This is a genomic window from Pseudomonas sp. 008, from assembly GCF_016861935.1.
In the GTDB taxonomy this organism is placed as follows: Bacteria; Pseudomonadota; Gammaproteobacteria; order Pseudomonadales; family Pseudomonadaceae; genus Aquipseudomonas.
The window spans coordinates 232,034-254,972 of sequence record NZ_BOMA01000005.1 but is presented as its reverse complement, the minus strand read 5'-3'; the positions used below and the strand labels follow the sequence as shown (position 1 = coordinate 254,972).

At 58.1% G+C, this 22,939-nt stretch carries 23 protein-coding genes and 3 pseudogenes; 15 read left to right on the top strand and 11 right to left on the bottom strand.

The genetic code is table 11. The annotated features are described in order from the left end of the window. Nucleotides 1-4: 4 nt before the first annotated feature. Complete coding sequence (locus JUI81_RS12735) at nt 5-733, bottom strand: winged helix-turn-helix domain-containing protein (RefSeq protein WP_204124379.1); 729 nt, start codon at nt 731-733, stop codon at nt 5-7. Nucleotides 734-1,342: 609 nt separating this feature from the next. Continuing rightward, complete coding sequence (locus JUI81_RS12730; protein WP_019649508.1) at nt 1,343-1,756, bottom strand: VOC family protein; 414 nt, start codon at nt 1,754-1,756, stop codon at nt 1,343-1,345. Between the two features lie 246 nt (nt 1,757-2,002). On the opposite strand from JUI81_RS12730, the gene JUI81_RS12725 reads away from it, so the two are divergent. Continuing rightward, nucleotides 2,003-3,814, top strand: a complete 1,812-nt coding sequence (locus JUI81_RS12725) for an ABC transporter ATP-binding protein (RefSeq protein WP_019581993.1) — start codon at nt 2,003-2,005, stop codon at nt 3,812-3,814. Between the two features lie 21 nt (nt 3,815-3,835). Here JUI81_RS12725 and JUI81_RS12720 read toward each other — a convergent pair whose 3' ends face one another. After that, the gene (locus JUI81_RS12720; protein WP_204124378.1) at nt 3,836-5,053 is read right to left on the bottom strand and encodes a YbfB/YjiJ family MFS transporter; all 1,218 of its coding nucleotides are present in this window, start codon (nt 5,051-5,053) and stop codon (nt 3,836-3,838) included. 114 nt (nt 5,054-5,167) lie between these two features. On the opposite strand from JUI81_RS12720, the pseudogene JUI81_RS12715 reads away from it, so the two are divergent. Beyond that, a pseudogene (locus JUI81_RS12715) lies at nt 5,168-6,042 on the top strand (LysR family transcriptional regulator). A gap of 185 nt (nt 6,043-6,227) precedes the next feature. On the opposite strand, the gene JUI81_RS12710 reads toward JUI81_RS12715, so the two are convergent. Continuing rightward, on the bottom strand, nt 6,228-6,743 hold the full coding sequence (locus tag JUI81_RS12710) for a methylated-DNA--[protein]-cysteine S-methyltransferase (protein ID WP_204124377.1): 516 nt from the start codon (nt 6,741-6,743) through the stop codon (nt 6,228-6,230). 152 nt (nt 6,744-6,895) lie between these two features. Between JUI81_RS12710 and ggt the strand changes: the two genes are divergently transcribed. Both ggt and JUI81_RS12700 read left to right on the top strand, forming a co-directional pair. Further along, a complete protein-coding gene (ggt, locus tag JUI81_RS12705; protein ID WP_019649503.1) occupies nt 6,896-8,623 on the top strand; it encodes a gamma-glutamyltransferase in 1,728 nt (575 codons plus the stop codon). A gap of 223 nt (nt 8,624-8,846) precedes the next feature. Then, nucleotides 8,847-9,380: a cysteine hydrolase family protein gene (locus JUI81_RS12700; RefSeq protein WP_204124376.1), complete on the top strand. Its 534-nt coding sequence runs from the start codon at nt 8,847-8,849 to the stop codon at nt 9,378-9,380. A 77-nt stretch (nt 9,381-9,457) separates the two neighbouring features. Here JUI81_RS12700 and JUI81_RS12695 read toward each other — a convergent pair whose 3' ends face one another. After that, nucleotides 9,458-9,748, bottom strand: a complete 291-nt coding sequence (locus tag JUI81_RS12695; protein WP_019582000.1) for a DUF3630 family protein — start codon at nt 9,746-9,748, stop codon at nt 9,458-9,460. Nucleotides 9,749-9,878: 130 nt separating this feature from the next. Here JUI81_RS12695 and JUI81_RS12690 point away from each other — a divergent pair, with 130 nt between their 5' ends. The 4 genes from JUI81_RS12690 (at nt 9,879) to JUI81_RS12675 (ending at nt 13,843) form a co-directional block, all read left to right on the top strand. Then, complete coding sequence (locus tag JUI81_RS12690; RefSeq protein ID WP_019582001.1) at nt 9,879-10,910, top strand: lysozyme inhibitor LprI family protein; 1,032 nt, start codon at nt 9,879-9,881, stop codon at nt 10,908-10,910. Between the two features lie 223 nt (nt 10,911-11,133). Next, the gene (locus tag JUI81_RS12685; protein ID WP_204124375.1) at nt 11,134-12,546 is read left to right on the top strand and encodes a cytosine permease; all 1,413 of its coding nucleotides are present in this window, start codon (nt 11,134-11,136) and stop codon (nt 12,544-12,546) included. Between the two features lie 166 nt (nt 12,547-12,712). Then, the gene (locus JUI81_RS12680) at nt 12,713-13,366 is read left to right on the top strand and encodes a peroxiredoxin (protein WP_018928249.1); all 654 of its coding nucleotides are present in this window, start codon (nt 12,713-12,715) and stop codon (nt 13,364-13,366) included. Nucleotides 13,367-13,390: 24 nt separating this feature from the next. Beyond that, nucleotides 13,391-13,843: an N-acetyltransferase gene (locus JUI81_RS12675; protein WP_018928248.1), complete on the top strand. Its 453-nt coding sequence runs from the start codon at nt 13,391-13,393 to the stop codon at nt 13,841-13,843. A gap of 235 nt (nt 13,844-14,078) precedes the next feature. Here the strand turns inward: JUI81_RS12675 and JUI81_RS12670 are convergent, their stop codons facing one another. Next, complete coding sequence (locus tag JUI81_RS12670; protein ID WP_019582003.1) at nt 14,079-14,939, bottom strand: CAP domain-containing protein; 861 nt, start codon at nt 14,937-14,939, stop codon at nt 14,079-14,081. Nucleotides 14,940-15,187: 248 nt separating this feature from the next. Between JUI81_RS12670 and JUI81_RS12665 the strand changes: the two genes are divergently transcribed. The 3 genes from JUI81_RS12665 to JUI81_RS12655 all read left to right on the top strand — a co-directional run bounded on the left by JUI81_RS12665 (nt 15,188) and on the right by JUI81_RS12655 (nt 17,463). Further along, nucleotides 15,188-16,000: an AraC family transcriptional regulator gene (locus JUI81_RS12665; RefSeq protein ID WP_019582004.1), complete on the top strand. Its 813-nt coding sequence runs from the start codon at nt 15,188-15,190 to the stop codon at nt 15,998-16,000. Between the two features lie 96 nt (nt 16,001-16,096). Then, nucleotides 16,097-16,471: a cupin domain-containing protein gene (locus JUI81_RS12660; RefSeq protein ID WP_028939760.1), complete on the top strand. Its 375-nt coding sequence runs from the start codon at nt 16,097-16,099 to the stop codon at nt 16,469-16,471. Nucleotides 16,472-16,641: 170 nt separating this feature from the next. After that, nucleotides 16,642-17,463, top strand: a complete 822-nt coding sequence (locus tag JUI81_RS12655) for a MinD/ParA family protein (protein ID WP_019582006.1) — start codon at nt 16,642-16,644, stop codon at nt 17,461-17,463. Nucleotides 17,464-17,511: 48 nt separating this feature from the next. Here JUI81_RS12655 and JUI81_RS12650 read toward each other — a convergent pair whose 3' ends face one another. The 3 genes from JUI81_RS12650 to JUI81_RS12640 all read right to left on the bottom strand — a co-directional run bounded on the left by JUI81_RS12650 (nt 17,512) and on the right by JUI81_RS12640 (nt 19,210). Further along, complete coding sequence (locus tag JUI81_RS12650; protein WP_028939759.1) at nt 17,512-17,997, bottom strand: adenosine-specific kinase; 486 nt, start codon at nt 17,995-17,997, stop codon at nt 17,512-17,514. A 48-nt stretch (nt 17,998-18,045) separates the two neighbouring features. Beyond that, a complete protein-coding gene (locus JUI81_RS12645) occupies nt 18,046-18,549 on the bottom strand; it encodes an SLATT domain-containing protein (RefSeq protein WP_019582008.1) in 504 nt (167 codons plus the stop codon). A 97-nt stretch (nt 18,550-18,646) separates the two neighbouring features. Next, a complete protein-coding gene (locus tag JUI81_RS12640; RefSeq protein WP_204124374.1) occupies nt 18,647-19,210 on the bottom strand; it encodes a histidine phosphatase family protein in 564 nt (187 codons plus the stop codon). Between the two features lie 169 nt (nt 19,211-19,379). Between JUI81_RS12640 and JUI81_RS12635 the strand changes: the two genes are divergently transcribed. Then, on the top strand, nt 19,380-19,781 hold the full coding sequence (locus JUI81_RS12635; protein WP_019582010.1) for a DUF1801 domain-containing protein: 402 nt from the start codon (nt 19,380-19,382) through the stop codon (nt 19,779-19,781). A 6-nt stretch (nt 19,782-19,787) separates the two neighbouring features. Here the strand turns inward: JUI81_RS12635 and JUI81_RS12630 are convergent. Next, nucleotides 19,788-20,186, bottom strand: a pseudogene (locus tag JUI81_RS12630) (LysR substrate-binding domain-containing protein); the annotation flags it as partial. Here JUI81_RS12630 and JUI81_RS12625 point away from each other — a divergent pair. Continuing rightward, a pseudogene (locus JUI81_RS12625) lies at nt 20,172-20,806 on the top strand (cation:dicarboxylate symporter family transporter); the annotation flags it as partial. The pseudogenes JUI81_RS12630 and JUI81_RS12625 sit on opposite strands and share 15 nt — an antisense overlap. Here the strand turns inward: JUI81_RS12625 and JUI81_RS12620 are convergent. Continuing rightward, nucleotides 20,760-21,341 (bottom strand): thioesterase family protein, encoded by a 582-nt coding sequence (locus JUI81_RS12620; protein ID WP_204124373.1) that lies wholly within the window; start codon nt 21,339-21,341, stop codon nt 20,760-20,762. The pseudogene JUI81_RS12625 and the gene JUI81_RS12620 overlap by 47 nt on opposite strands. A gap of 106 nt (nt 21,342-21,447) precedes the next feature. On the opposite strand from JUI81_RS12620, the gene JUI81_RS12615 reads away from it, so the two are divergent. Continuing rightward, nucleotides 21,448-22,413 (top strand): GlxA family transcriptional regulator, encoded by a 966-nt coding sequence (locus tag JUI81_RS12615; protein ID WP_204124372.1) that lies wholly within the window; start codon nt 21,448-21,450, stop codon nt 22,411-22,413. A gap of 99 nt (nt 22,414-22,512) precedes the next feature. Continuing rightward, nucleotides 22,513-22,902, top strand: a complete 390-nt coding sequence (locus tag JUI81_RS12610; RefSeq protein WP_204124371.1) for a cytochrome c family protein — start codon at nt 22,513-22,515, stop codon at nt 22,900-22,902. The last annotated feature ends 37 nt before the right edge of the window (nt 22,903-22,939 follow it).

Genomic DNA, 22,939 nt, shown 5'->3' with positions numbered 1-22,939 from the left:
CCCTTTAAGAATGAAAGTTTGCTTGCTTTACTGAAACGACTCCTCGAAGCAATCGATAGCCATAACCGCGAACACTATGAATGATGTTAATGCCGAAGTGCTTTTTGATTTTGTTTCGAAGTCGGCTTATGGATTTCTCCAGAACACGTGAGTCATAGAGCTTGATATTCAAACCCATGGATTCGGCCATGGAATCATGGTGCAGGATATTACCTTCTGCATTGATAAGTGCATCCAGGGCTTTCATTTCCTGATAAGCCAGATCCAGTTTGAACTCATTGTTGTATAAATGCAGGCATGTTTGGTCCAGGGTCAACTTAATGGCGGGCTGCCATTCAGGTGTTTCGAGCAGCTCTGAAATTAACCTGGCTTTTTCATCCTGGTCGTTAGGTACATTGATACAATGATCGGCACCGGCCAGGTAACATTCAATTTTGGTTTGCGGAGCGCGAAAATTGATTGCAACGATAATGGACAGTTCTGTTGGACTTGTACGTAATTTCTTGATGAGCGCCAGGCAGTCATTAAGAATGGAAGGGCTTTCAATGTCGATTAGTACGGCATCGTCGGCTTGAGTTTCGCTATCTGGGTTTAATGGGTTTGTGTAATCTAATGTATATATATGCGTGAGATTTGGTGCAAATAACTGTCGAAGTTTCTCTGCCGAGCGCCAAGTGCGCCCAATAGCGAGAATACCCCTCTGGCTATTTTCGATCTTGCTCTCAGTACTCATCGTGCAAATTACTCATATGTGCTGGCATTGCAATCTTAATACACAAAATACTGAAATTATCTGACTTTTTATAACATTTTGAGCTTGTCAGCAGGTGCCATTCCATTGCCAGTAGTTTCAGTTGAATCAATGACATAGCCAACTGAGGAGGCTTTAGCCAATTTGATTTTTTGATATCCGATTTAGTTGGTGAGCGCCTTTGTGTCGGACTAGGCCCTCTAGGTTGACTTTTCTATGATCAACACTGAAGCGTGGCTGATCCGCGGATCGGGCTACAGAACGAGGCATCACAGAGAAGTCTTGCGTATAAATTGTGCGGAAGTCCGCATTTTTGATTTCTGGAGTTGATTTATAAGGATATTCCACGGTGTTCTATGGCAGTTTGGGTGCGCGCTCGAAAGGCACCAGTTCAACTGTCGCCTCTTTTTAGGGCAAATTCGAGCGGGGGGTATATTAATTGACTCCTTTTACATTATATTTGTAATATTTTATGTCAAGAGCTGATTTTGTGAACAGTGTAGTTATTCCGTCTGGTGATTGAATACAAAAAGCCAAGTTTGATATTAAATGGCCATTATACTTAAGTATTAGTCTAAGGGGGAGGTCCGTTCATTGGTCTTTTTCGCAATTAATCATCCATGACACGCCAAACCGATCGACCAGCATCCCGAAGCGTGCCGCCCAGAACGTCGTCTCCAATGGCATCTGAATACTCCCGCCTTGCGCCAATGCCGCAAACACTCGCTCTGCCTCAACGACACTGTCGACATTCAACGACACCGAACAACCACTCATGCCGGCGCTAGGGCGATCGGGTGTGGTATCCGACCCCATGATCGACTGATCCCCGACCAACAGGCGCGTATGAATGATCAGGTTGTGGCAGTCCGCTGGCACATGGTCGCGAGCCGGAGTTTCGCCGAAGGTCATCATGACTTCGATCTGGCCAGGCAGGCTTTTGGCGTAGAAATTGAAGGCATCCTGGCAGTCGCCGTTGAAGATCAGGTAGGGGTTGATTTTCATGTTCTGCTCCCGGTGATGGAATGGGGCACATTGGTTGGACGTTCAGGTTCGTCTACCAATCCCGATAGGCATTGACTCCTCATAGCAAAGCGCTAAAACGTAGTGCGCAACGATACTTTTTTAGATGTTTTTCCTATGGACGAGGCGAGGCTTATCGCCTCATATCCACGTAAGTGGGCGTTGCTCATTCCGCATACCGTATGACCTGCCGCGCCCCTCTACATCCGCCACCGAGCCCATTGCCCTATGCCTGTCCTTACCCGTTTCGCCTCTTTGCTCGACCAAGCGAGGCGTGCCTTGCTGCTGGTCTGGGGAACATCACGCGGGCTGTTCCTGGGGTTGGTGCTGGCGACACTGATTGCCGGGGTGCTGCCCGCATTGGCGGCCTGGTTGGGGCAGCGGATTGTCGACGCGGTCGTTACCGCCATGCAGTTGCACGCGCAACAGGGCAGCGCGCCGTTGTGGCCGGTCGTGCGCTATGTGTTGTTTGAAGCGGGCGTGCTTGCGTTGCTGTCCGGGACGCAGCGCGCGTTGTCGGTGCAGCAGTCGTTGTTGCGGGTGCAGTTGGGGCAGAAGGTTAACACGATGATTCTGGAGAAGGCCCAGACGTTATCGTTGGTGCAATTCGAGAATTCCGAGTTCTACGACAAGCTGGTTCGGGTTCGGCGCGAGGCATCGACCCGGCCGTTGGCGCTGGTGATGAAGTCGCTGGGGCTGATCCAGAACCTCATCGTGTTGATCAGCTTCGGTGTGTTGCTGGTGCATTTTTCGCCTTGGGCGCTGGTGTTGCTGGTGGTCGGGGCGTTGCCGGTGTTCTTTGCCGAAGCGCACTTTTCCGGAGATGCCTTTCGGTTGTTCACGCGCCGGGCACCGGAGAGTCGGCAGCAGAACTACATCGAGACACTGCTCTCCCATGAGGGCTACATCAAAGAGGTGAAGCTGTTCGGCTTCGCGCCGCTGTTGTTGCAGCGTTATCGGGACACGTTTGCTCGTCTCTATGCCGAAGACCGGCGCCTGACATTGCGTCGCGATGGCTGGGGATTTGTGCTGGGACTGCTGGGCACCGCGGCGTTTTATCTGGCCTATGCGTGGGTCGTGGTCGATACCGTTCACGGCAGCATCAGCCTCGGGCAAATGACCATGTACCTGGTGCTGTTCAAGCAGGGGCAGACGGCGGTGAGCAGCAGCTTGAGCGCGATCAGCGGTCTCTATGAGGATGGCCTTTACCTGTCGAGCCTCTATGAGTATTTGGCTGAGCCGGTGGTGGCCGATGCCGGAAGCCTTACCGTGGGTGCGGTGCCCGGCGATGGGTTGCGTTTCGAGAGTGTCGGTTTCCGTTATCCGGGGGCGAGCCGCGCTGCTTTGCAGGGCATCGATCTGCACCTGTTGCCCGGACACAGTGTTGCGCTGGTGGGGGAAAACGGCTCGGGCAAAACCACGCTGATCAAGTTGCTGACGCGGCTGTATCGCCCTGATCAGGGCCGCATTCTGTTGGATGGCAGTGATTTGCAGGCCTGGGAAGAAGAGGCGCTGAGACGGCGCATCGGCGTGATCTTCCAGGACTACATTCGCTACCAGTTCTCCGTCGGCGAGAACATTGGTGTCGGCGACACCCTGGCGTTCAACGATGAAACCCGTTGGCAGCAAGCGGCCGCCGAGGGTATGGCTGCGCCCTTCATCGAGCGTCTGGATCGTGGTTATGCCACGCAGTTGGGGCGATGGTTTGCCGGTGGGCAAGAGCTGTCCGGTGGGCAATGGCAAAAGATTGCCTTGTCTCGCGCTTACATGCGCCGCGACGCCGATATCCTGATTCTGGATGAACCGACCTCAGCCCTGGACCCGGCGGCGGAGGCTGCGGTGTTCGAGCATTTCAGCCAACACACTGAAGGGCGCATGACGTTGCTGATTTCTCACCGCTTCTCCAGCGTACGCAATGCCGACCACATCATCGTGCTGGACCAGGGCGCGATCCTTGAGCGGGGTGATCACGACAGCCTGGTCGCGGCGGGTGGGCGCTATGCGCAGTTGTTCAACGTGCAGGCGCGTGGTTATCGATAGCCGCAAACTTGGGTTGCGCGATCATGAACAACCCACCGGCATCATCCGGTCGCGCAGGTTCAGCAAGCGCAAGGCCTGTTCCAGCAAGAGTGCGACGACGATGGCACCGGCCGCGATGACGAACAGTAACCCGTGATGACCGCCGCTGGCGTTGAACAGCGCCGAGTAGGCAAACCCGGCGATGGCCTGAAAGGTTGCGAATGAAACCGTGGCGCGGCTCCAGGCCACTTGCTGTTGATGGTGTTGCGGTACCAGCTCATGCACCCGGGCCAGCGCCAGCGGCACGATGCCCGGCGGGAACGAACCGAGGATCACTGCCAGCAGGGCCAGGGCGGTGAACGAACTCGATATAGCCAGCAGGCCGACGGCAATCGCCTGCACCACCAGTACCAGGCGGATGCTCAGCTTCGCCCCCAGTTGATCGGTCAGAAAGCCATAACTCACCGGCCCGACTATCGCGCCGAGGCCGTACATCACCCAGATCAGTGCACCGACATGGGGCCCGGCACCGAGGCCGCGTGCCACATAATCCACCAGAAACACCATGGCTGGCACCAGCCCGGCAGCCATGAACGCGTACTGTGCAAACAGCAGATAAAGGTTGGGATCAAACGGCGATTTGGTGTGCTGAGCGTGTGGTGCAGCCGTTTCATTGACAACGGATGACGGCCAGCCAAACCAGCTGGCGGCGGTCAGAATCAAGGCCAAGGCGCCGAGCCCAAGCCAAGTGTTCTGTAAACCAAGGCTCAGCAGCGGCGGAACGAGGGTGCCTGAGCCGGCAATCCCCAAGCCGATGCCCAGGAAAATCGCACCGCTGGCCAGGCCTCGGCGCGAGGCGGGCACATGGGGCAACACGGTCGCCGCCACCAGCACCATGATCGCGCCACCGGCAATCCCCGACAGCAATCGCCAACCGAAGAACCAGCTCACCGATAACGGAAAGGCACAGGCAAAAAACGCCAGTGTCACCGCCAGCATCATCAGCCGCAAAGCGGTTTTGTTGGATGTGCGACGGGCCAGCGGATGGCCGAGCAGTGCGCCGATCAAGTAGCCCACCAGATTGGCGGCGCCGAGGTACACCACGTCGCTGGCGGAAAACCACTGGGCCTGAATCAACGACGGTATCAACGGCGTGTAGGCAAAACGCGCCAGACCAATACTGACCAGGCTGGCGCAGAGGCCGGCGAAGATCGGCAGCCAGATCGCGCTGCGCCCAGTGTCGAGGGATGTGCTGTGCATGGGAGCGGTCCTGTGAATTTGTGCTTGGCCTCAAGCATATCGAGGAACGCTGGTGCAATATTGCAGCGATTTCGCGCTACGATGATGCGTATATGCATCGCTGCAGGAAACGCTATGAATTGGGATGATGCGCGAGTGTTTTTGGCGGTATGTCGAGAATCGACCTTACGCGGTGCAGCGCGGGTGCTGAAGGTCGATCAAGCGACCGTCGCCGGCGTATCGCCGCGCTGGAAAAATCGTTGAATGCGACTTTGTTTCTGCGCACCTCCGAGGGCTATGCGCTGACAGCGGTCGGCGAAGCGGCGTTGCAATCCGTGGAAAAGATGGAGCACTCGGCATTTGAGCTGGAGCGGCAGATTCAGGGCCTCGACGAACGATTGATCGGCAATGTGCGCGTCAGCACTACCGATTCTCTGGCCATCGATTTTCTGATCCCGGCCATCGCTCGTTTGCATGCGGTGCACCCCGACGTGCGGGTGCAGTTGGACGCCTCCACGCAAATCCTCAGCCTGGCCAAGCGTGAAGCCGACATCGCCGTGCGCAACACCCGGCCGGACAACCCCGACCTGATCGCCCGGCGCATCGCGCGCTGGCCGGTGGGGCTGTTCGCCTCGCGAAGTTATGTCGAGGCCAACGGCATGCCGCAACCGGGCTCGGCCTTCGAGGGGCATGATCTGGTGGTGTATCAGCCGTACTTGCAGGGCAACAAGAACATGACCCTGGTCTCGGAACCCCTGAGCCGTGGGCGGATTGTCGCCAGCCTGAGTTCCAGCCTGCTGGTGCGTCGTTCGATTGCCGCGGGTCTCGGGGTGGGGGAGATCCCGGTGTACATGGGCGAGCGCGATGGGCTGGTCAGGCTCTGGCCGGAACGCACGCGCCCGCTGCCGTATGAAGTGTGGCTGGTGACCCATGCGGACCTGCGCCACACCGCGCGGGTGCGAGCGGTGATCGAGCAGATTGTCGAGGCGTTTGCACTGGAGAATGAATAAGTCAGGTTGTTCGTGTCGGTCGGGCCGCGCGGATTATTGTGGCGAGGGGGCTTGCCCCCGTTCGGCTGCGCAGCAGTCGCCAAGCCTGTGAATGCGGTATGCCTGATTTACCGTGGTGATCGGGTTTAGGGCCGCTTCGCAGCCCAACGGGGGCAAGCCCCCTCGCCACAAGAGAGCCCATTCAGTCAAAACAAATCACCCATCCTGCCGACCCCCGACCATTCACAGCCTTCCAGCGTCAGCAACCGTTCTTTCGCCTCAAGCCCCCCGGCAAACCCCGTCAATTTCCCCGACGCCCCAATCACCCGATGACACGGCGCGACAATCGATATCGGATTTTTGCCGTTGGCCGCGCCCACTGCCCGAACCGCGCTGGGATTGCCGATCTGCCGGGCTATCTCGCTGTAGCTGCGCGTCTCGCCAAACGGAATCGTCAGCAATGCCTGCCACACCTGCTTCTGAAAGTCCGTCCCGGCAAAGTCCAGTTCCAGCTCGAAATGATTACGCGTGCCGGCAAAGTATTCCCGCAACTGCTGTGCGGCGCGTATCAGGATCGGGTTGTCCGCCGCTTCACTCATCGGCCCCAGTCTTACCCGACCTGGTTTGTCGTTTTCCCAGAGGATGGCCGCCAGACGCGTGCCTTTCGCGACCAGCTTCAACTCGCCGACCGGCGACGCCAGGGTGGTAAATGTGTAGGTCATGCCGGCGGACTCCGCACACGTGCTGAACAGGGGCCCAGCATACTGCCTCGCCGGGGAGGCGCAATACGCAATAGCAGCCATACTTGCCAACTGCTTTTGAACCGTTCCCTCTGTTTTTCCACAGAGCCTAAAAACAAAAAAGAGACCGACCCATGAAGTTTGAACCTTTTGCCAAATCGCTCATGGCGACCTCATTGGCGCTGAGCTGTCTGATGGCTCATGCGGCCTCCGTTGCACCGGTCGCGGCCGAAAATGGCATGGTCGTCACCGCCCAACATCTGGCCAGTCACGTCGGCGTCGATGTCCTCAAGAATGGCGGCAACGCCGTCGATGCAGCGGTTGCGGTGGGTTATGCGCTGGCGGTGGTGTACCCCGCTGCAGGCAACCTGGGCGGCGGCGGTTTCATGACGATTCAATTGGCGGACGGGCGCAAGACCTTCCTCGACTTCCGTGAAAAAGCGCCGCTGGCCGCCACGGCCGACATGTACCTCGACAAGCAGGGCAACGTCATCCCTGATCTCAGCACCCGCGGCCACTTGGCCGTCGGCGTGCCAGGCACCGTGTCTGGCATGGAGCTGGCGCTGAAGAAATTCGGCACCAAACCCCGCAAGGAAGTGATCGCCCCGGCGATCAAGCTTGCCGAAGACGGTTTTGTGCTGGAGCAGGGCGATGTCGATTTGCTGGAGTACGCCACAGATGTCTTCAAGAAAGACATGCGCGACTCGGGCTCGATCTTCCTGAGCAATGGCGAGCCGATGCAGGTCGGGCAGAAACTCGTACAAAAAGACTTGAGCAAAACCCTGCGGGAAATTTCCGAGAAGGGCGCCGACGGTTTCTATAAAGGCTGGGTGGCCGACGCCATCGTCACCTCCAGCCAGGCCAACAAGGGCATCATCACCCAGGCCGACCTCGACAAATACCAGACCCGCGAACTGGCACCCATCGAGTGCGACTACCGCGGCTACCACGTGGTCTCGGCGCCGCCGCCAAGCTCCGGTGGTGTGGTGATCTGCGAGATCATGAACATCCTCGACGGCTACCCGATGAAAGACCTCGGCTACCGCTCAGCGCAGGCCATGCACTACCAGATCGAAGCGATGCGCCACGCGTATGTGGACCGCAACAGCTACCTCGGCGACCCGGACTTCGTGAAAAATCCGATCGCCCATTTGCTGGATAAAAACTACGCGACCAAAATCCGCGCCGCCATCGATCCGCAAAAGGCCGGCGTGTCCCGCGAGCTCAAACCTGGCGTAGCGCCCCACGAAGGCAGTAACACCACCCATTACTCGATCGTCGACAAATGGGGCAACGCGGTGTCGGTGACCTACACCCTCAACGACTGGTTCGGCGCCGGTGTGATGGCGAGCAAAACCGGGGTCATCCTCAACGATGAAATGGACGACTTCACCTCGAAAATCGGCGTGCCGAACATGTACGGCCTGGTGCAGGGCGAAGCCAATGCCATCGCCCCTGGCAAGGCACCGCTGTCGTCCATGAGCCCGACCATCGTCACCAAGGATGGCAAAGTCGTCATGGTCGTCGGCACCCCCGGTGGCAGTCGCATCATCACCGCAACCCTGCTGACCATCCTCAATGTGATCGACTACGGCATGAACATCCAGGAAGCGGTGGATGCGCCGCGTTTCCATCAGCAATGGCTGCCGGAAGCAACCAACCTGGAGAACTTCGCCACCAGCCCGGACACCAAGAAGATGCTCGAAAGTTGGGGCCACAAGTTTGCCGGCCCGCAGGACCCCAACCATATTGCAGCTATTCTGGTAGGTGCACCTTCGCTGGAAGGCAAACCCGTGGGCAAGAACCGCTTCTATGGGGCGAACGATCCACGGCGCAATACCGGGCTGTCGCTCGGTTACTGAAACAGGCGATCATCGACCACCCCGACTCCCTGGGTGGCCTCGATCCCGGGTAGCAGTCGTAAAGTCGGTTAGCCACGTTCATTCGGGCAACCGCATTCGCTGATATGGCGAGCGCTGCGCGCTCGAACGCAGCCTCGCAAGCTCGACAGCTGCTACACCGGCTACATAGGCTAGAAGGGAGTTGAAATCCATCGTTCCAGCGACCTGTCTAAGGAAGGAAGCCATGAGCACCGCACTCCTGATCATCGATGTCCAACGCGCGCTGTGCACCGGCGAGTATGAATGCTTCGACATACAGCGCGTCATCGAAACCATCAACGGCCTCAGCACCAAAGCCCGAACCGCCAATATTCCGGTCATCCTGATCCAGCACGAAGAAGAGGGCGACCTGCTGCAATACGGCGCCGAAGGCTGGCAACTGGCCGAGGGCCTGAAGACCTCACCCCAAGACCTGCGCGTGCGCAAAACCACTCCGGATTCGTTCTACCAGACCCACCTGCATGAACATCTGCAAGAGCTGGACGTCGACCGCCTGATTATCTGCGGCCTGCAAAGCGACTACTGCGTCAACGCCACGGTCCGCGAGGCATTATCGCGAGGCTATGACGTGGTGCTGGCGTCCGATGCTCATTCCACAATCGACAATGGCACGATGAGCGCCGAAGACATCATCAACGAACACAACAAGGATCTGGCGCATCTGACCGGTTCCGTGGCGCGGATCGATGTCGTGCCGGCCAGCGAAATCAATATCTGAAAGCATCGGTGGTTACTGGATATATTTCCCTCTCGCTTCAAATAAAACGGGCGCCGATCATGGCGCCCGTTTTTTGTTCAATCCGTCTGTAGCCGCCGCACCACCGCCTGAAAACGCTCCGACGCAATCCAGTCCGGATCCGCGTCCTCCACCAGCAACATGATCCCCAGGTAGTGTTCCAGATGCAGCGTAATCGTCTGCCCCTCGACGGCCAGGTCCCAATAACGCTGGTCCAACCCATTGATCTGTGCCGTCCAGGTCCCGCCCAGCCCTCGTGCCAGTTCACTGGCGATGCGATTGAACAGATCCCGGTCGGATGTCTGCGAGAGATAAATTTCCCGCGGTGGTGGAGGCGACGGATCAGTCATGTTTTGCTCCTGGAGAATGAACGTGACTTTACGCTTCCTGCGAGATTTGTGGCGAGCGAGCTATACCAAAACAAGCGCCTTTTCACGTTTGTCTCGGCATACTGGCGCGCTCAAAGAATGGAATCTACCCATGCCCCCGACCTTGTTCTGCTCTAACGCTCGCCGCGCTTTACTGCTGGGGTTTCTCGCATTCTCTGCCGCAGCCCATGCCAGTAGCTTCGATTGCACCAGCGCCGCCAGCTCCAGTGAAAAAGCCATTTGCGCCGACGCTTACACGTCGAAGCTGGATCAAAAACTGGGAGCGGTCTGGCGCTCGACGCTGGAAAAAGTCACCGCCCCTGAAGCGTTAAAAGCAGACCAGCGTCAGTGGTTGAAACAACGTAATCGCTGCGCAGACCAAATCGATTGCCTGCGCCAGCAGTACCTGATGCGCATCACTGAACTCGAGCACGCGGCCATTCCGTTTACCTGGGACGCCACTTGGCAGCGTATTCCCTGGGGCGTTTCGACGGGAGCCGAGTTGAAGACAAAGCGCCGGGATTCGACTCATCTCGTCTTCGAAGTTTCTGCCGCGAGCGGCGCCAACTCTGGCGACCTGGATGGCATCGCCAAACTCGACGGCACTCAGGCGCATTACGTCGAAGGTGCATGCGCGTTGACCTTCCAAGCCATCAACGGCGTGCTTGATGTCACCCAGGACGGCGCCGATGCCGATTGTGGTGCTGGCATGGGCGTGTTCTATGCGGGGCGCTATATCGCGTCGGAACAGCCCTTGGTTCTGGACAACGATTTACTGAGTCTGGGGTTGGCGCGTACACAGGAAGAAGACGATGCATTGCGGCAATTGCTCAAGGACGATTACCAGACGCTGGTGGACAGCAGCAGTTCCAGGCTGATCGGCGATGAGTCGAATGACCTGCCGGGCGCCGAAGTGACTGAAATGTGGGTACGCGGGCTGGGCAATACCAACGCCGCCATCCTCATGCGTACAGCGGACGTCCGATTTTGGCTAGTGCTGCTGGTGTTCGATGAGCAGAACAATTCCCGAGCCCGTTACTACACCAACGTGTCGGGCTGGAAAGGCCGCTTACCCGATGTGCTGCAGCATTGGTATGACGAGCGAACGAAAGGGCAGGTGATGCCGTTGGATCTGATGCCTTAATGCAATCTCGTTGGCGACCGCGCTAATGCGACGCTGCCGAGTAGTTATGTCTAGACTCGGTTGTTGGCTCGATAGAAGTGGGCGGTAACTGAACAACAGAAATAAAAGCACGCCCAATGCCGGTGAGTTAAGAAATTTGAGCGACGAAAGCCTCGCTCCCACAGGTTCTGCACTTTGGCTCACTGGCATTAGCGTCTACCTCAATAAGAAGAGAACACAAAAAATGACCAAGGTCAGCGATACCCAGCAGCGAAGTCCCTTGATCGAGACACGCTCGATCGATTACATCCCCGAGGCGGAGCGTCATGGCAGCCTCTACAGCCAGTTCACCCTGTGGCTCGGCGCCAATCTGCAGATCACGGCGATTGTGACGGGCGCGCTGGCCGTGGTGCTGGGTGGCGATGTGTTCTGGTCACTCATTGGTTTGCTGATCGGCCAGTTGCTCGGCGGCGCGGTGGTGGCGCTGCACGCTGCACAAGGACCCAAGCTCGGGCTGCCGCAGATGATCTCCAGTCGTGTGCAGTTCGGGGTCTATGGGGCGGCGATTCCGATTGTGCTGGTGTGCCTGATGTACCTCGGCTTCAGTGCCACCGGCGCGGTATTGTCGGGGCAGGCGATTGCTCAGTTGGTCCATGTCAGCGACAGCGCCGGCATCCTGATTTTCGCCTCCTGCATCGCGTTTCTGACCCTCTTCGGTTATCGGGTCATCCATCTGGTGGGCAGGGTGGCGAGCGTGCTGGGCATCATCGCCTTCGTCTATCTGTTTACCCGGTTGATGACGCTCAATGACATCGGTCTGTTACTGGAGAACCGCCATTTCGGCTGGAGTACTTTCTTGCTGGCGGTGTCTCTTTCCGCATCCTGGCAGATTGCGTTCGGCCCTTATGTGGCCGACTACTCACGCTACCTGCCGAGCAAGACCTCGTCCTGGAAGACGTTCACCGCCGTCGGCCTGGGGACGGTGGTGGGGGCCCAGGCTTCCATGGTGCTGGGAGTGTTCGCCGCTGCGTTGGCGGGCGCGAATTTTCGTGGGCATGAGGTCGCCACCATCGTCGGGTTGGGCAGTACCGGGGTGATGGCCTCCCTGCTGTACTTGAGTGTGGTGTTCGGCAAGGTCACGGTGTCGACCCTCAACGCTTATGGCAGCTTCATGTGCGTGGCCACCATCATCAGTGGCTTTCGTCGTGGCTTCGAAATATCCGCCGGTAAACGCATGCTGTTTGTGCTGGCGATTGTCGGCGCGTCCACCACGCTGGCGCTGTTGGGGCAGTACTCGTTCCTGAGTACGTTCAAGTACTTCATCCTCTTTCTGCTGACGTTCTTCACGCCGTGGAGCGCGATCAACCTGGTGGATTACTACTTCATCAACAAGGAGCGCTATGACATTCCGGCGTTGTCCGACCCGGCGGGGCGTTATGGCCGTTGGAATGCGTTGGGGATCAGCGTGTATGTGCTCGGTGTGTTGGTCCAGCTGCCTTTTGTCGACACTCACTTCTACTCCGGACCAATGGTCGCGCAGCTCGGTGGTGTCGATATTTCCTGGATCGTCGGGCTGGTGGTGCCGGGCATGCTCTATTACTGGCTGGCCAGGACATCTGCGCTTGCGGTGTCGGTCGAGCGCAGTTCGCAGGCTTGAATGCCCGGTCATCAAAGGGGGCAGGGGGCGCGGGGCTAACTACCGGGTCCTCGAGCGTCTCCTATACTGATCCGCGTTGACGATTTAACACAGACACCGAATGCCGCCGGAACAGCAGCCAGCGCTCCGGCGACTTCCCTACGACTCAACAGTAAGGAGAACGAACATGGCAATCCGTATTGGCGACGAAGCACCGGACTTTACCGCTGAAAGCACCGAGGGCCCGCTGCATTTCCATGAGTGGATCGGTGACAAGTGGGCGATTCTGTTCTCGCACCCCAAGGACTTTACTCCGGTGTGCACCACTGAGCTTGGCTACATGGCAGGGCTAAAACCGGAGTTCGATAAGCGCAACACCAAAATCGTCGGGCTCAGTGTCGACCCTGTCAGTAACCATAAGACCTGGGCCAAAGACATCGAAGAGACCCAGGGGCATGCGGTCAACTATCCCATGATCGGCGACGAGAACCTGGTGGTGGCGAAGCTCTACGACATGATTCATCCGAATGCCAGTGGCGGCGCACGGACTGCCGTGGACAATGCCACGGTGCGTTCGGTGTTCATTATCGGCCCGGACAAAAAGGTCAAGGCGATGCTGATCTACCCGATGAGTGCCGGGCGCAACTTCGATGAAGTTCTGCGTCTGCTCGACTCTCTGCAACTGAATGCCAAGCACACCGTTGCCACGCCGGTGAACTGGCGTCCGGGCGAGGACGTCATCATTCCCACTTCGGTCTCCGATGAGGATGCCAGGAAGAAATACCCGGATGGCTTCAAGACGCTGAAACCTTATTTGCGCACCGTGGCGCAACCGAAGTAACTCATCCGTTCGGAGACCACCCACATGGCCGTCCAGGTCCTGCGCGTTGATGCAACCCACATCGATAAAGTCGCCAGCCTCTTCGACGCCTATCGAGGCTTTTACGGCCAGCCCTCGAACCTGATGCAGTCTCGCGCTTTCATCGCAGAGCGCATCGCCAGGGACGAATCGGTGATTTTCTTCGCCGAGGACTCCACGGGCGAAGCGCTCGGCTTTGTCCAGTTGTACCCGACGTTCTCCTCCATCGACGCCCACCGCACCTGGCTGCTCAACGACCTCTTCACCACACCTGCCGCCCGCGGCAGAGGGGTAGGGACGTTGCTGATGAACACCGCCCGAGCCTTTGCGCTGTTGACCGGCGCCAAGGGCATGGTGCTGGAAACGGCCACGGACAATCACCTTGCGCAACGGTTGTATGAGTCATTGGGCTATGTGCGCGATACGGGTTACTACACCTACTGTCTCGACTTGAAGTAGGCGCAAACTTGTGGAAGCGAGCCTGTGTGGCGAGGGGGCTTGCCCCCGTTCGGCTGCGCAGCAGTCGTAAAACCGTTGCATGCGGTGTACCTGATATACCGCGATCGCAGGTTTTGGGGCCGCTTCGCAACCCAACGGGGGCAAGCCCCCTCGCCACACAAGTCTGCGGTGTTCAAGCCCCTAACTGACTGACCCCAGCGCCAGCCATTTTCTATGGACGGTTCGAAACCCTCACTCAAGGCGCGCCAAACAGCATCGTCCAATAAACCCCTTTATTGCTGCGCGAATCGCTGGCATACGCCGCGCCGACCTGGGTAAACATCGGATTCATCAGGTTGGCGCAATGCCCGGGGCTGGCCAGCCAGCCGGACATCGCCTGGCTGGGCGAGCCTTGCCCGGCGGCGATGTTCTCGCCGATCTGCCGGCCGCGGTAACCGGCGGCTCTGGCGCGATCCGCCGGCATATCGCCGTCGGGGTCCTGGTGGGCGAAGTAGTTGCCGTAGGCCATTGCCTTGCTGTGGCCTTGCGCGGCGGCGCCCAGGGCGGCGTTCCAGGTTAATGGGCGCGCGGCGGCAAAGCGTTGGCGCCCACACATACGTGGCCTGGCCCGTGCCGCATTGACCTGCGCCAGCAACGTCTTGCCCGCAGCGCGTGAATCGCCGATACGCCCATCGAGCACCGGTTGTGCCAGTACCACTCGCCATTCACTGCGGGCGCGAGTAACGCCGATGTCGGCGTATTGGGTATCGAGCAGCGCCCCACAGTAATCGCTCTGAAGCATGTCGAACGCCTCATCGGCGTCTTGCGCGCCGACCAGACGGATGGTCCGCACCGTCACCGCCTGATAGCCGTTAGCCTTCAACCCCTCCCGTAAGCCACCGCCATAGCCGATCGGCAAGGACAAGTCCGATTTCAGCGCCAGCGGCCGTAACGGCCTGACCGCACGCCCCGCGCAGCGGTCGGGATCGGCGCGGTAATCGTTGATGACTTCCACCAATTGCCGTTCCCCGCTGGCATGTGCGGGGCTGGTGAACAGCGGAAACAAAGGCATCAGGCACAGCGAAATAAAGCGGCAGCAGCGGACAGTCGGGCGCATGAACAGACAGCTCTGATGAGTTGACGACGATAAGGGTGGGATAAAGATGAGCAATAACCGCATGAGCGCTTCTTTGGGCGAGCGTCTTTTACGGCACGGCTATGACTGCGGGTCTCAAAACTGGTTCACGAGGGGAACAGACAAATTTGACGGCTACGCTGAGAGGCCCGATCCAGGCGGGTGACGAGCCTGGGACAGCAGACGCTCGCACTGGTAACGTACTGACATCATTCGAGTGGTACAGGGACATGACTAAGACCAAGGGCAACAAGGATTGGGTCAAGCGCTCGGCGCAGCCGTTGAAGATGGAGCGCATCGAAGCCTTTTTTGGCGGCCATGGCTTTACGCCGCATCGCCACGATACTTACGCCATCGGGCGAACGCTGTCGGGTGTGCAAAGTTTCCAGTACCGCAAATCCCAACGCCACAGCCTGCCCGGTAAAACCATCGTCTTGCACCCGGACGAGGTGCATGACGGTGAGGCCGGTACCGAAGCAGGTTTTCATTACCGGATGATCTACATCGAACCGGCCTTGATTCAGCAGGTGCTGGGCGGCAAGCCGTTGCCATTTATCGAGGGGGGCTTATCGAGCGACCCACGGCTGGGTGCCGCAACCCAGGTGCTGCTGCAAAACCTCGACGCTTGCATCGAGCCCCTGGAAGAAGACGATGCTATTTATGATCTCGCGCAGGCGCTGGACACGCTCTCTGGCCAGCGTGGGCGGCGCAAGTCGTTTGATTTTGCAGCGGCCGAGCGCGCGCGTGCGCTGATTCATGACTCGCTGGATCGGGTCATTACCCTGGATGAGTTATCGCAAGCGAGTGGCCGGGATCGCTGGAGCCTGAGCCGCGACTTTCGTGCGCTGTACGGTACGAGCCCCTATCGGTACATGACCCAACGCCGGCTCGACCTGGCAAGAGCATTGATGATTGGGGGCCATTCGATGGCAGAGGCGGCCGTCTGCGCAGGTTTTTTCGACCAAAGCCACATGACGCGTCAATTCGTCCAGACCTATGGCGTTTCACCCGGCCGATGGCTGAAGAGGTTGGGCCTTGCTTGAGAATGGCCCCGGTCGACTTGCACAATCGTGCAATACGCAGCGTCAGGTCATCCCTAAAGTCAGGGCTCGATATCTTGTCCAATGAGGGTGACTTAAATGAATTCCCAGGTCTGCACCGCGATTAACTTTGCCGAAAAATATGCCTTGTTCAGCGAGCAATGGGCGCCCAAGGTGATTGCCGAAATGAACGACTATCAGTTCAAAGTGGTGAAAATCGAAGGCGATTTTGTCTGGCATTCCCATGCCGATACCGATGAAGCCTTCATCGTCCTTGAAGGCAAGCTTCGCATCGATTTTCGAGAGGGGGCGGTCGTGGTCGGGCAGGGAGAAATGTACATCGTCCCCAAGGGCGTCGAACACAAGCCTTACGCTGAACGCGAGGTGAAGTTGTTGCTGATCGAACCGCGTGGTGTGCTGAACACCGGTGATCAGGCCGGGAAAAGAACCGCAATCAATGATGTGTGGATTTAGCCATTTGGTGGTTTCTGTCGGCATTTTCGTTGAAACGATTCAATGGAGGCTGGCGAAATGCCTCTCGTCGGGAGACAAGGCAGCTATTGCGCGCTTTTCAGCTATTCTTCCGGCATCTGGATGGTAGCCATTACGTAGTGGCACACGATGCGCAGGGAAGGGAAAGACAAATGGATGATGTGCATTGCGTGCAAGTTATCGCTGTGACTGGCGGCAAGGGTGGCGTGGGCAAGACCACGGTGGCGGTTAACCTCTCGTTGGCGTTGGCGAAAATGGGGCGGCGCGTCGTACTGCTGGACGCCGACCTTGGACTGGCGAATATCGATATTCTGCTGGGGCTGACCCCGCGCTACACACTGGCCGATGTTCTCGAAGGGCGTTGCGAGCTGTCCGAGGCACTCATGCCAGGGCCTGGAGGCATTCGTGTGGCCCCGGCCTCTTCTGGTTTGCAGAACATGACTCATCTGGAGCCTGCGCAATACCGCGCGCTGATCCAGGCCTTTAGCGATATCGGCGACAAACTGGATGTGCTGATCATCGATACGGCCGCCGGTATCGGTGGCTCAGTGATCAACTTCATCCGCGCGTCTCAGGAAGTGCTGGTGGTGGTGTGCGATGAACCCACCTCGATCAGCGGCGCCTACGGGCTGATCAAATTGCTCAACCTGAACTACGGTCTGCAGCGTTTTCGCGTGCTGGCCAACATGACGGGCAGCCCGGCGGAAGGTCGCAATCTGTTTGCCAAGCTGGAAAAGATTACCGAAATGTTCCTGGATGTCTCGCTGCAATACGTCGGCGCGGTGCCGAACGACGACAGTGCGCACAAAGCCGTGCAGAAGGGACGTGCAGTGTTTGAAGCCTTCCCGCGCTCCAGGTGCGCTCAAGCTTTCCAGGCCCTTGCGCACAACGTCGACAGCTGGCCATTGCCGACTCATCCGAGAGGGCACGTGGAGTTCTTCGTTGAGCAACTCGTGCAGAATTCCGGCAGGTGAGGCTGTCGACGGCGGCAGCCCATCGTTAGCTCAGCAGCGAAACGTGTTTCACTGCTTGTAGCCAATCTGCCGCAACAAATTCTTGCGCCACAGGATGTCTTCGTCGCCTTCAATGCCATTGGCACAGAAGCCATCCACGACGCCCAGGATCGCGCGTCCCTGTTCCGTCTCGGCAAGAATCACTTCGGTTGGATTGGCTGTTGCACAAAAAATGCGGCACACCTCTGGCACCATTTTGACGGCGTTCAACACGTTCAGCGGATAGAAACCGTCGCCGAGGAAAATGATGAAGCTATGGCCGGCGGCAATGGCTTGCGCGTTTTTCTGCGCAAGCTCGATCATGGCGGTATTGGTGCCAGACCATCGCACCAGGCATTTGCCGGAGGCTTCACAAAAAGCCACGCCAAACTGGATGCCTGGCACGGCGTTTATCAACGCTTCGTGGAGGTCTTCAACGGACTTGATGAAGTGCGTCTGACCAAAAATGAAATTCGTCGCTTCCGGTTTGTCGATTTTCAACGTGATGAGTTGCATCTCAAACGCCTCCTGTCACGATGTCGCGGACCGGCATCGGGCCTCTATTCAAGCCGGGACGATCTCCTGCTCTTCTGGCTGTGACTCCGGGTGGATGCGAACATCACCCAGTCTCCTTATGGTTGACTTGGGTAAGGTCGGGGCATCCAGAAGAATCGAATCAATGCGCTTGCGGATGTCCAGCACGATTGGCCCCAGGATAGCTTCGTCCTTGCCGCTGGCGATTTCGTCCTGAATCTCGCGAGACATCGCACCGAGCTTCTCGGAGGTGTCTTTGTGCCCGGCAGCCCGGGTATCAAAGTTCAGGAAGGTCTGCACTGAACTCAGCACCAGGGTCAGCAGTGAAAGGATGCCGGCTGCATATTGGAGCCATGCTGGCGATGAGTCACTGATTGAACCAAAGACGCTGGCGCTGACTATCGCCGACAACACCACGCAAGGGATGCCCAGTTTCCAGCTGAACTTCTCGAAATCTCGGGCACTGATTTCGTGCTCGATCTGCAACCGCACGATCATGCGATTCCATTTGGTCAGTAACTCGAGCCGGCTCATGATTGCAGTCCTTTGCAGGGGAATACAGATGAATATTAGCTCCTATTTGACCACCAGCCAGGGCGCCGGGATTCAGTCTGTGGGCTGTCGTCGTACCTTAACGCGGTTTCATACGATAGGCCGTCGCGCTCCAGTACCGGTTACCATTGCTGGTATGGCGAATCCATCCGGTAGTCTCCAGGTGCTTGGCAATCATTCGATTCATTATTCCATGACCGAGCAGTAAAACGGGCCCTTCGTCGGCAAGGGATTGAAGCCGTTGAGCTGCCGTATTGGCGCGCATTCTGGCCTTACTGGCAGACTCGACCTTCCCCGAGAAACCGCACAACCATAAAACACGAAGAATGAATGCCCACGTAAATGGTGAAAGGCGCGGCAGTGACCATCGTCCATGGGGCAGTTGGGCTTCGCAGAACATATCATCGACAAGGCTGGCTTGAAGGCCTAGCGCTCGAACCGACGTCAGCGCCCGGGGCGCACTGCTCGACACGATCATTCTGGCGGTACGCGCCAGCGCCACACTCGATTGCGGGGCGGGTTGGTCGATGATTTCTGACAGGTCGTATTGCTCGATCCAGCGTTTCATATCGCGCGCTGAAACTTTGTCTTGCACGGCCAGATCTGGCTGGCCATGACGCATCAAGATGATTTCCTTTTCCACTGTTGTTACGTCCTTGTTTTGCTATTCCGTGAGTGCACAAGTTGCATCCATCGGAGATTTGAAGGCAAACGACCCGTTGTGGGTCAAACTGCAACGCCTGCGTTGTAGTCCTGTCAGCGATACTCAAGAGGCAGGCGAGCGACAATCATTATGAAGAGGGATAGCCAGTATGAGCAAGGAGACGGCTGGATCTAAGGACACTGAGGGGCAAGGCTCTGCCTCTGCGCTGATCGAGGCGAAAATCAAGGCACTGGATGATTGGCGGGGCGAGACGCTTGCTCGGGTTCGAGCGCTCATCAAGCAAGCCGACCCCGAAGTGGTCGAGGAGTTGAAGTGGCGGGGCGTTCCGGTGTGGTCCCATGCCGGCATCATCTGCACCGGCGAGACGTACAAGAATGCCGTGAAGATGACGTTCGCCAAGGGCGCCTCGCTGGAAGACCCTTCAGGACTGTTCAACGCCAGCCTCGATGGCAACACCCGGCGTGCCATCGATATTCATGAGGGCGACCGGATTGATGAAACGGCCTTGAAGGCGCTGATCCGCGCCGCCGTGGCGCTCAATCTGTCGTAGCGCCGTTCAGTCGAGCACAGATTCCGGTTCATCCAGGTGATCGATGTGCTTGAAGCGCTCGACCAGAAAATCGATCAAGCTGCGCACTCGCGCCGACAGGTGTAACTGTTGCGGGTAGATGGCATAGACATCGGCGCGGGTCGGTGTCTGGTCCTCCAGCACCAGGCGCAAGCGGCCACTGCGCACGTAGCGGGCGATGTCCCATTCGGCCCGCAGCAGAATCCCATGACCTTCCAGCGCCCAATTGAGGGCCACTTCACCGTCGTTGCAGCCTAACGCGCCACGCACTTTGACGTTTTGCGTGCGCCCACCGTTGGTAAAGCTCCATACGCCGTAGGGCGTTTCGTTTTGCCGCAGGAAGATGCAGTTGTGTTGTTGTAAATCCGCCAGGCGTTGCGGCACGCCAGCCTCGCGACCTACACCACGGCGGTGAAACATGCGTCGTTCATGGACTTTGTGATGAACATCATCCCCGACACCATCGTGGATGCCTTCGCCAAAGGCAACGTCCTGCAAATCCTGCTGTTCTCCATTCTGCTGGGTGTTGCCCTGGCGCATGTCGGGCCGCGCGAAAAAGTGTTCGGACCTTCAACCCGGACGGCCAGGCGATCTACTACACCATCGCCGCGATCTTCATTGCCCAGGCGACCAACACGCCGCTGACCCTCATGGACCAGTTGATCGTGCTGGCGGTGCTGATGTTCACCTCCAAAGGCTCGGCGGGGGTGACCGGTTCGGGGTTCATCATCCTGGCGGCGACGCTGTCCTCCCTCGGCACCATCCCGGTGGCGGGCATGGTGCTGTTGTTGGGCGTCGATCGGTTCATGTCGGAAGCACGCGCGATCACCAACACCATCGGCAACGGCGTCGGCACCATGGCCATTGCCAAATGGGTCGGTGCGTTGGATACGGTGAAGATGAACAAGGCGCTGAACGGGGAGGGCGCAGAGGCAAAGCCCGAGATGGTTCAGGCGGACGTTATTGCTGTTCCTTCATCGATGACAGCGGGGCGGTTGAGCAACTAGCTTCTTCCCCTCGCAGCTGACGGCTCATGTCGTCGCAGCTTTGCGACCAGGCCGTCAGCCACATCGACATCTCGGGTGACTGTTCGGCCAATCCCAGCTCGCGGACGAACTCGACCGGTGCAACCGTGCCTTTGGCCGAGCGGAACAGACCTCGCATGATGACGACGCCGATTACCCGGCCTTTGCTCACGAAGCGGTGTTCCATAAAGCTCCATTTATCGTCCCAGCCGAGTATGCGGGTATGAATCTCGAACGATTCGAACAGCTTCAGCTCACGCCGAAACTTGCCCCAGGTATCGCCAACGATCGGCACGGCCTTGTTGCGCAAGGCTACTCGAAAGGCGCCGCTGCGCAGCGTGAAATCCATGCGGCCTACGTCGGCCAGGGTGAAATAGCGGCCATTGGTGACGTGGCGGTTGAGGTCGAGGTCGAGCGGCCAGACGCGCAGGCGGATGACGGTGGTGGCCAGGCCGTCGACCGGTTTGCGCCATGGGCGACGGAACAGCATGAGGATAAGTCGGAACCAGAGATTCATAAGTACGCCGAGGATTGAATGACCAGCGCACTTTAGGGGGCAGAAATCGGATAAGGTAGGTGCACAAATGACTTTTTTCATGCGAAAAGCGCAATCTGGATGATTCATGCACGTCACCCTGCTACTGGCTGATCAATGTTCCGCCGCCAGCGCCACCCTGGCGCTGGAAGTGCTCAGTGCCGCCAACCTGTTCGCCGATACCGCCAGTGCGCCGTTTGAGGTGGTTGCCGCCTCGCTGGATGGCGCCGATGTCGCCGCATGGGGAGGGCAAACGCTGCGCGTGGACCGATCCATCGCCGACATCACCCGAACCGATCTGGTGCTGATCCCGGGGTTTCTCTTTACCCTGAAAGACGCCTTGCCGGCATTTCCCGGTTATGGGCCGTGGCTGCGTCAACAGCATGCACAAGGTGCCGTCATGGCTTCCATGTGTACAGCGGCGTTCATGCTCGCAGAGGCGGGAATGCTGGACGGCGTTCGTGCCACCACGCACTGGGCCTTTGCCGATTTTTTTCGTCGCCGGTATTCAGAGGCCTGTCTGGAGGAGGCGCAGATCCTCTGTGAAGACAATCGCGTGATCACCTGCGGTGGCGCGACGGCCGCCATGGACCTGTTGCTGCATCTGATCCGCCGCTTCGCATCACTGGAGCTGGCGCAGAAGTGCGGCAAATACTTGCTGGCCGACAACGTACGCAGCGAGCAATCGGTCTATGTCATGTGGTCGATGCCGAAGAACCATGGGGACGGCGAAATCCTGCGGGTTCAGGCGTGGCTGGAAGATCACTTCCATCAGCCGCTGCTGATCAATGACATGGCCGAGCGATTCGGATTCGGCGTCAGGAACTTCAAAAGGCGTTTCAAGGAAGCCACCGGTTACACGCCGCTGACCTACCTGCAAACACTGCGTCTGGAAAAGGCAAAGCAGTTGCTCGAATCCACACGAATGACCCTGGACAGCATCACCTACAAAGTAGGTTACGAGGACAGCAACTCATTTCGCAGGCTTTTCCAGCAGCGCGTGGGCCTGCTACCGGCGGCTTACCGGAAGAAGTTTCAAGCGAGTGTGGGTTGAGTGACACGTCTGGTCCAGATCAGTGTTTCGACGTAGCAGCCAGTCATGATGAAATAGCCGCCCGCTTTTGCTGTCAGCCGCATCGATTTGGAGCCGAACATGAAAAACGCCGCCGTACTCACCTTGGCCTTGATGCTCAATATGGGGTTGTTCAGTACGCAAGCAGTAGCGGCTGGCGATGCTGAGGCGGGCGAGAAACTGTTCAAGCGAATCTGCGGCGGCTGCCATCAGGTAGGGAGTTCAGCGCGAGGGTTTTTTGGTCCGCAACTCAATGCGATTTTCGGGCGCCCTGCGGGCAGCACGACGGACTACCAGTACTCAGATGCGATGAAATCATCAGGCGTCGTCTGGACCCGCGAAACACTCACCGCCTACATCGAAGCGCCAAAAACAGTGGTCCCCGGCACCCGCATGATTTTCTGGGGCCTCAGCGATCCGGAAAAGATCGAAAACCTGTTGGCCTATCTGCAGACGTTTCAGCCGCAATGATCGGTGCCTCATCGATCCGCTTTTTTCAGTGCTGAGT

Bases quoted from the DNA above. Each gene is read 5' to 3' on its own strand.
- JUI81_RS12675 (WP_018928248.1), top strand. From the start codon at position 13,391: ATGGCCGTCCAGGTCCTGCGCGTTGATGCAACCCACATCGATAAAGTC.
- JUI81_RS12730 (WP_019649508.1), bottom strand. From the start codon at position 1,756: ATGAAAATCAACCCCTACCTGATCTTCAACGGCGACTGCCAGGATGCC.
- JUI81_RS12735 (WP_204124379.1), bottom strand. From the start codon at position 733: ATGAGTACTGAGAGCAAGATCGAAAATAGCCAGAGGGGTATTCTCGCT.
- JUI81_RS12725 (WP_019581993.1), top strand. From the start codon at position 2,003: ATGCCTGTCCTTACCCGTTTCGCCTCTTTGCTCGACCAAGCGAGGCGT.
- ggt (WP_019649503.1), top strand. From the start codon at position 6,896: ATGAAGTTTGAACCTTTTGCCAAATCGCTCATGGCGACCTCATTGGCG.
- JUI81_RS12635 (WP_019582010.1), top strand. From the start codon at position 19,380: ATGAGCAAGGAGACGGCTGGATCTAAGGACACTGAGGGGCAAGGCTCT.
- JUI81_RS12645 (WP_019582008.1), bottom strand. From the start codon at position 18,549: ATGAGCCGGCTCGAGTTACTGACCAAATGGAATCGCATGATCGTGCGG.
- JUI81_RS12685 (WP_204124375.1), top strand. From the start codon at position 11,134: ATGACCAAGGTCAGCGATACCCAGCAGCGAAGTCCCTTGATCGAGACA.
- JUI81_RS12690 (WP_019582001.1), top strand. From the start codon at position 9,879: ATGCCCCCGACCTTGTTCTGCTCTAACGCTCGCCGCGCTTTACTGCTG.
- JUI81_RS12610 (WP_204124371.1), top strand. From the start codon at position 22,513: ATGAAAAACGCCGCCGTACTCACCTTGGCCTTGATGCTCAATATGGGG.
- JUI81_RS12615 (WP_204124372.1), top strand. From the start codon at position 21,448: ATGCACGTCACCCTGCTACTGGCTGATCAATGTTCCGCCGCCAGCGCC.
- JUI81_RS12650 (WP_028939759.1), bottom strand. From the start codon at position 17,997: ATGCAACTCATCACGTTGAAAATCGACAAACCGGAAGCGACGAATTTC.
- JUI81_RS12665 (WP_019582004.1), top strand. From the start codon at position 15,188: ATGACTAAGACCAAGGGCAACAAGGATTGGGTCAAGCGCTCGGCGCAG.
- JUI81_RS12680 (WP_018928249.1), top strand. From the start codon at position 12,713: ATGGCAATCCGTATTGGCGACGAAGCACCGGACTTTACCGCTGAAAGC.
- JUI81_RS12720 (WP_204124378.1), bottom strand. From the start codon at position 5,053: ATGCACAGCACATCCCTCGACACTGGGCGCAGCGCGATCTGGCTGCCG.
- JUI81_RS12700 (WP_204124376.1), top strand. From the start codon at position 8,847: ATGAGCACCGCACTCCTGATCATCGATGTCCAACGCGCGCTGTGCACC.
- JUI81_RS12710 (WP_204124377.1), bottom strand. From the start codon at position 6,743: ATGACCTACACATTTACCACCCTGGCGTCGCCGGTCGGCGAGTTGAAG.
- JUI81_RS12655 (WP_019582006.1), top strand. From the start codon at position 16,642: ATGGATGATGTGCATTGCGTGCAAGTTATCGCTGTGACTGGCGGCAAG.
- JUI81_RS12620 (WP_204124373.1), bottom strand. From the start codon at position 21,341: ATGAATCTCTGGTTCCGACTTATCCTCATGCTGTTCCGTCGCCCATGG.
- JUI81_RS12670 (WP_019582003.1), bottom strand. From the start codon at position 14,939: ATGCGCCCGACTGTCCGCTGCTGCCGCTTTATTTCGCTGTGCCTGATG.
- JUI81_RS12660 (WP_028939760.1), top strand. From the start codon at position 16,097: ATGAATTCCCAGGTCTGCACCGCGATTAACTTTGCCGAAAAATATGCC.
- JUI81_RS12695 (WP_019582000.1), bottom strand. From the start codon at position 9,748: ATGACTGATCCGTCGCCTCCACCACCGCGGGAAATTTATCTCTCGCAG.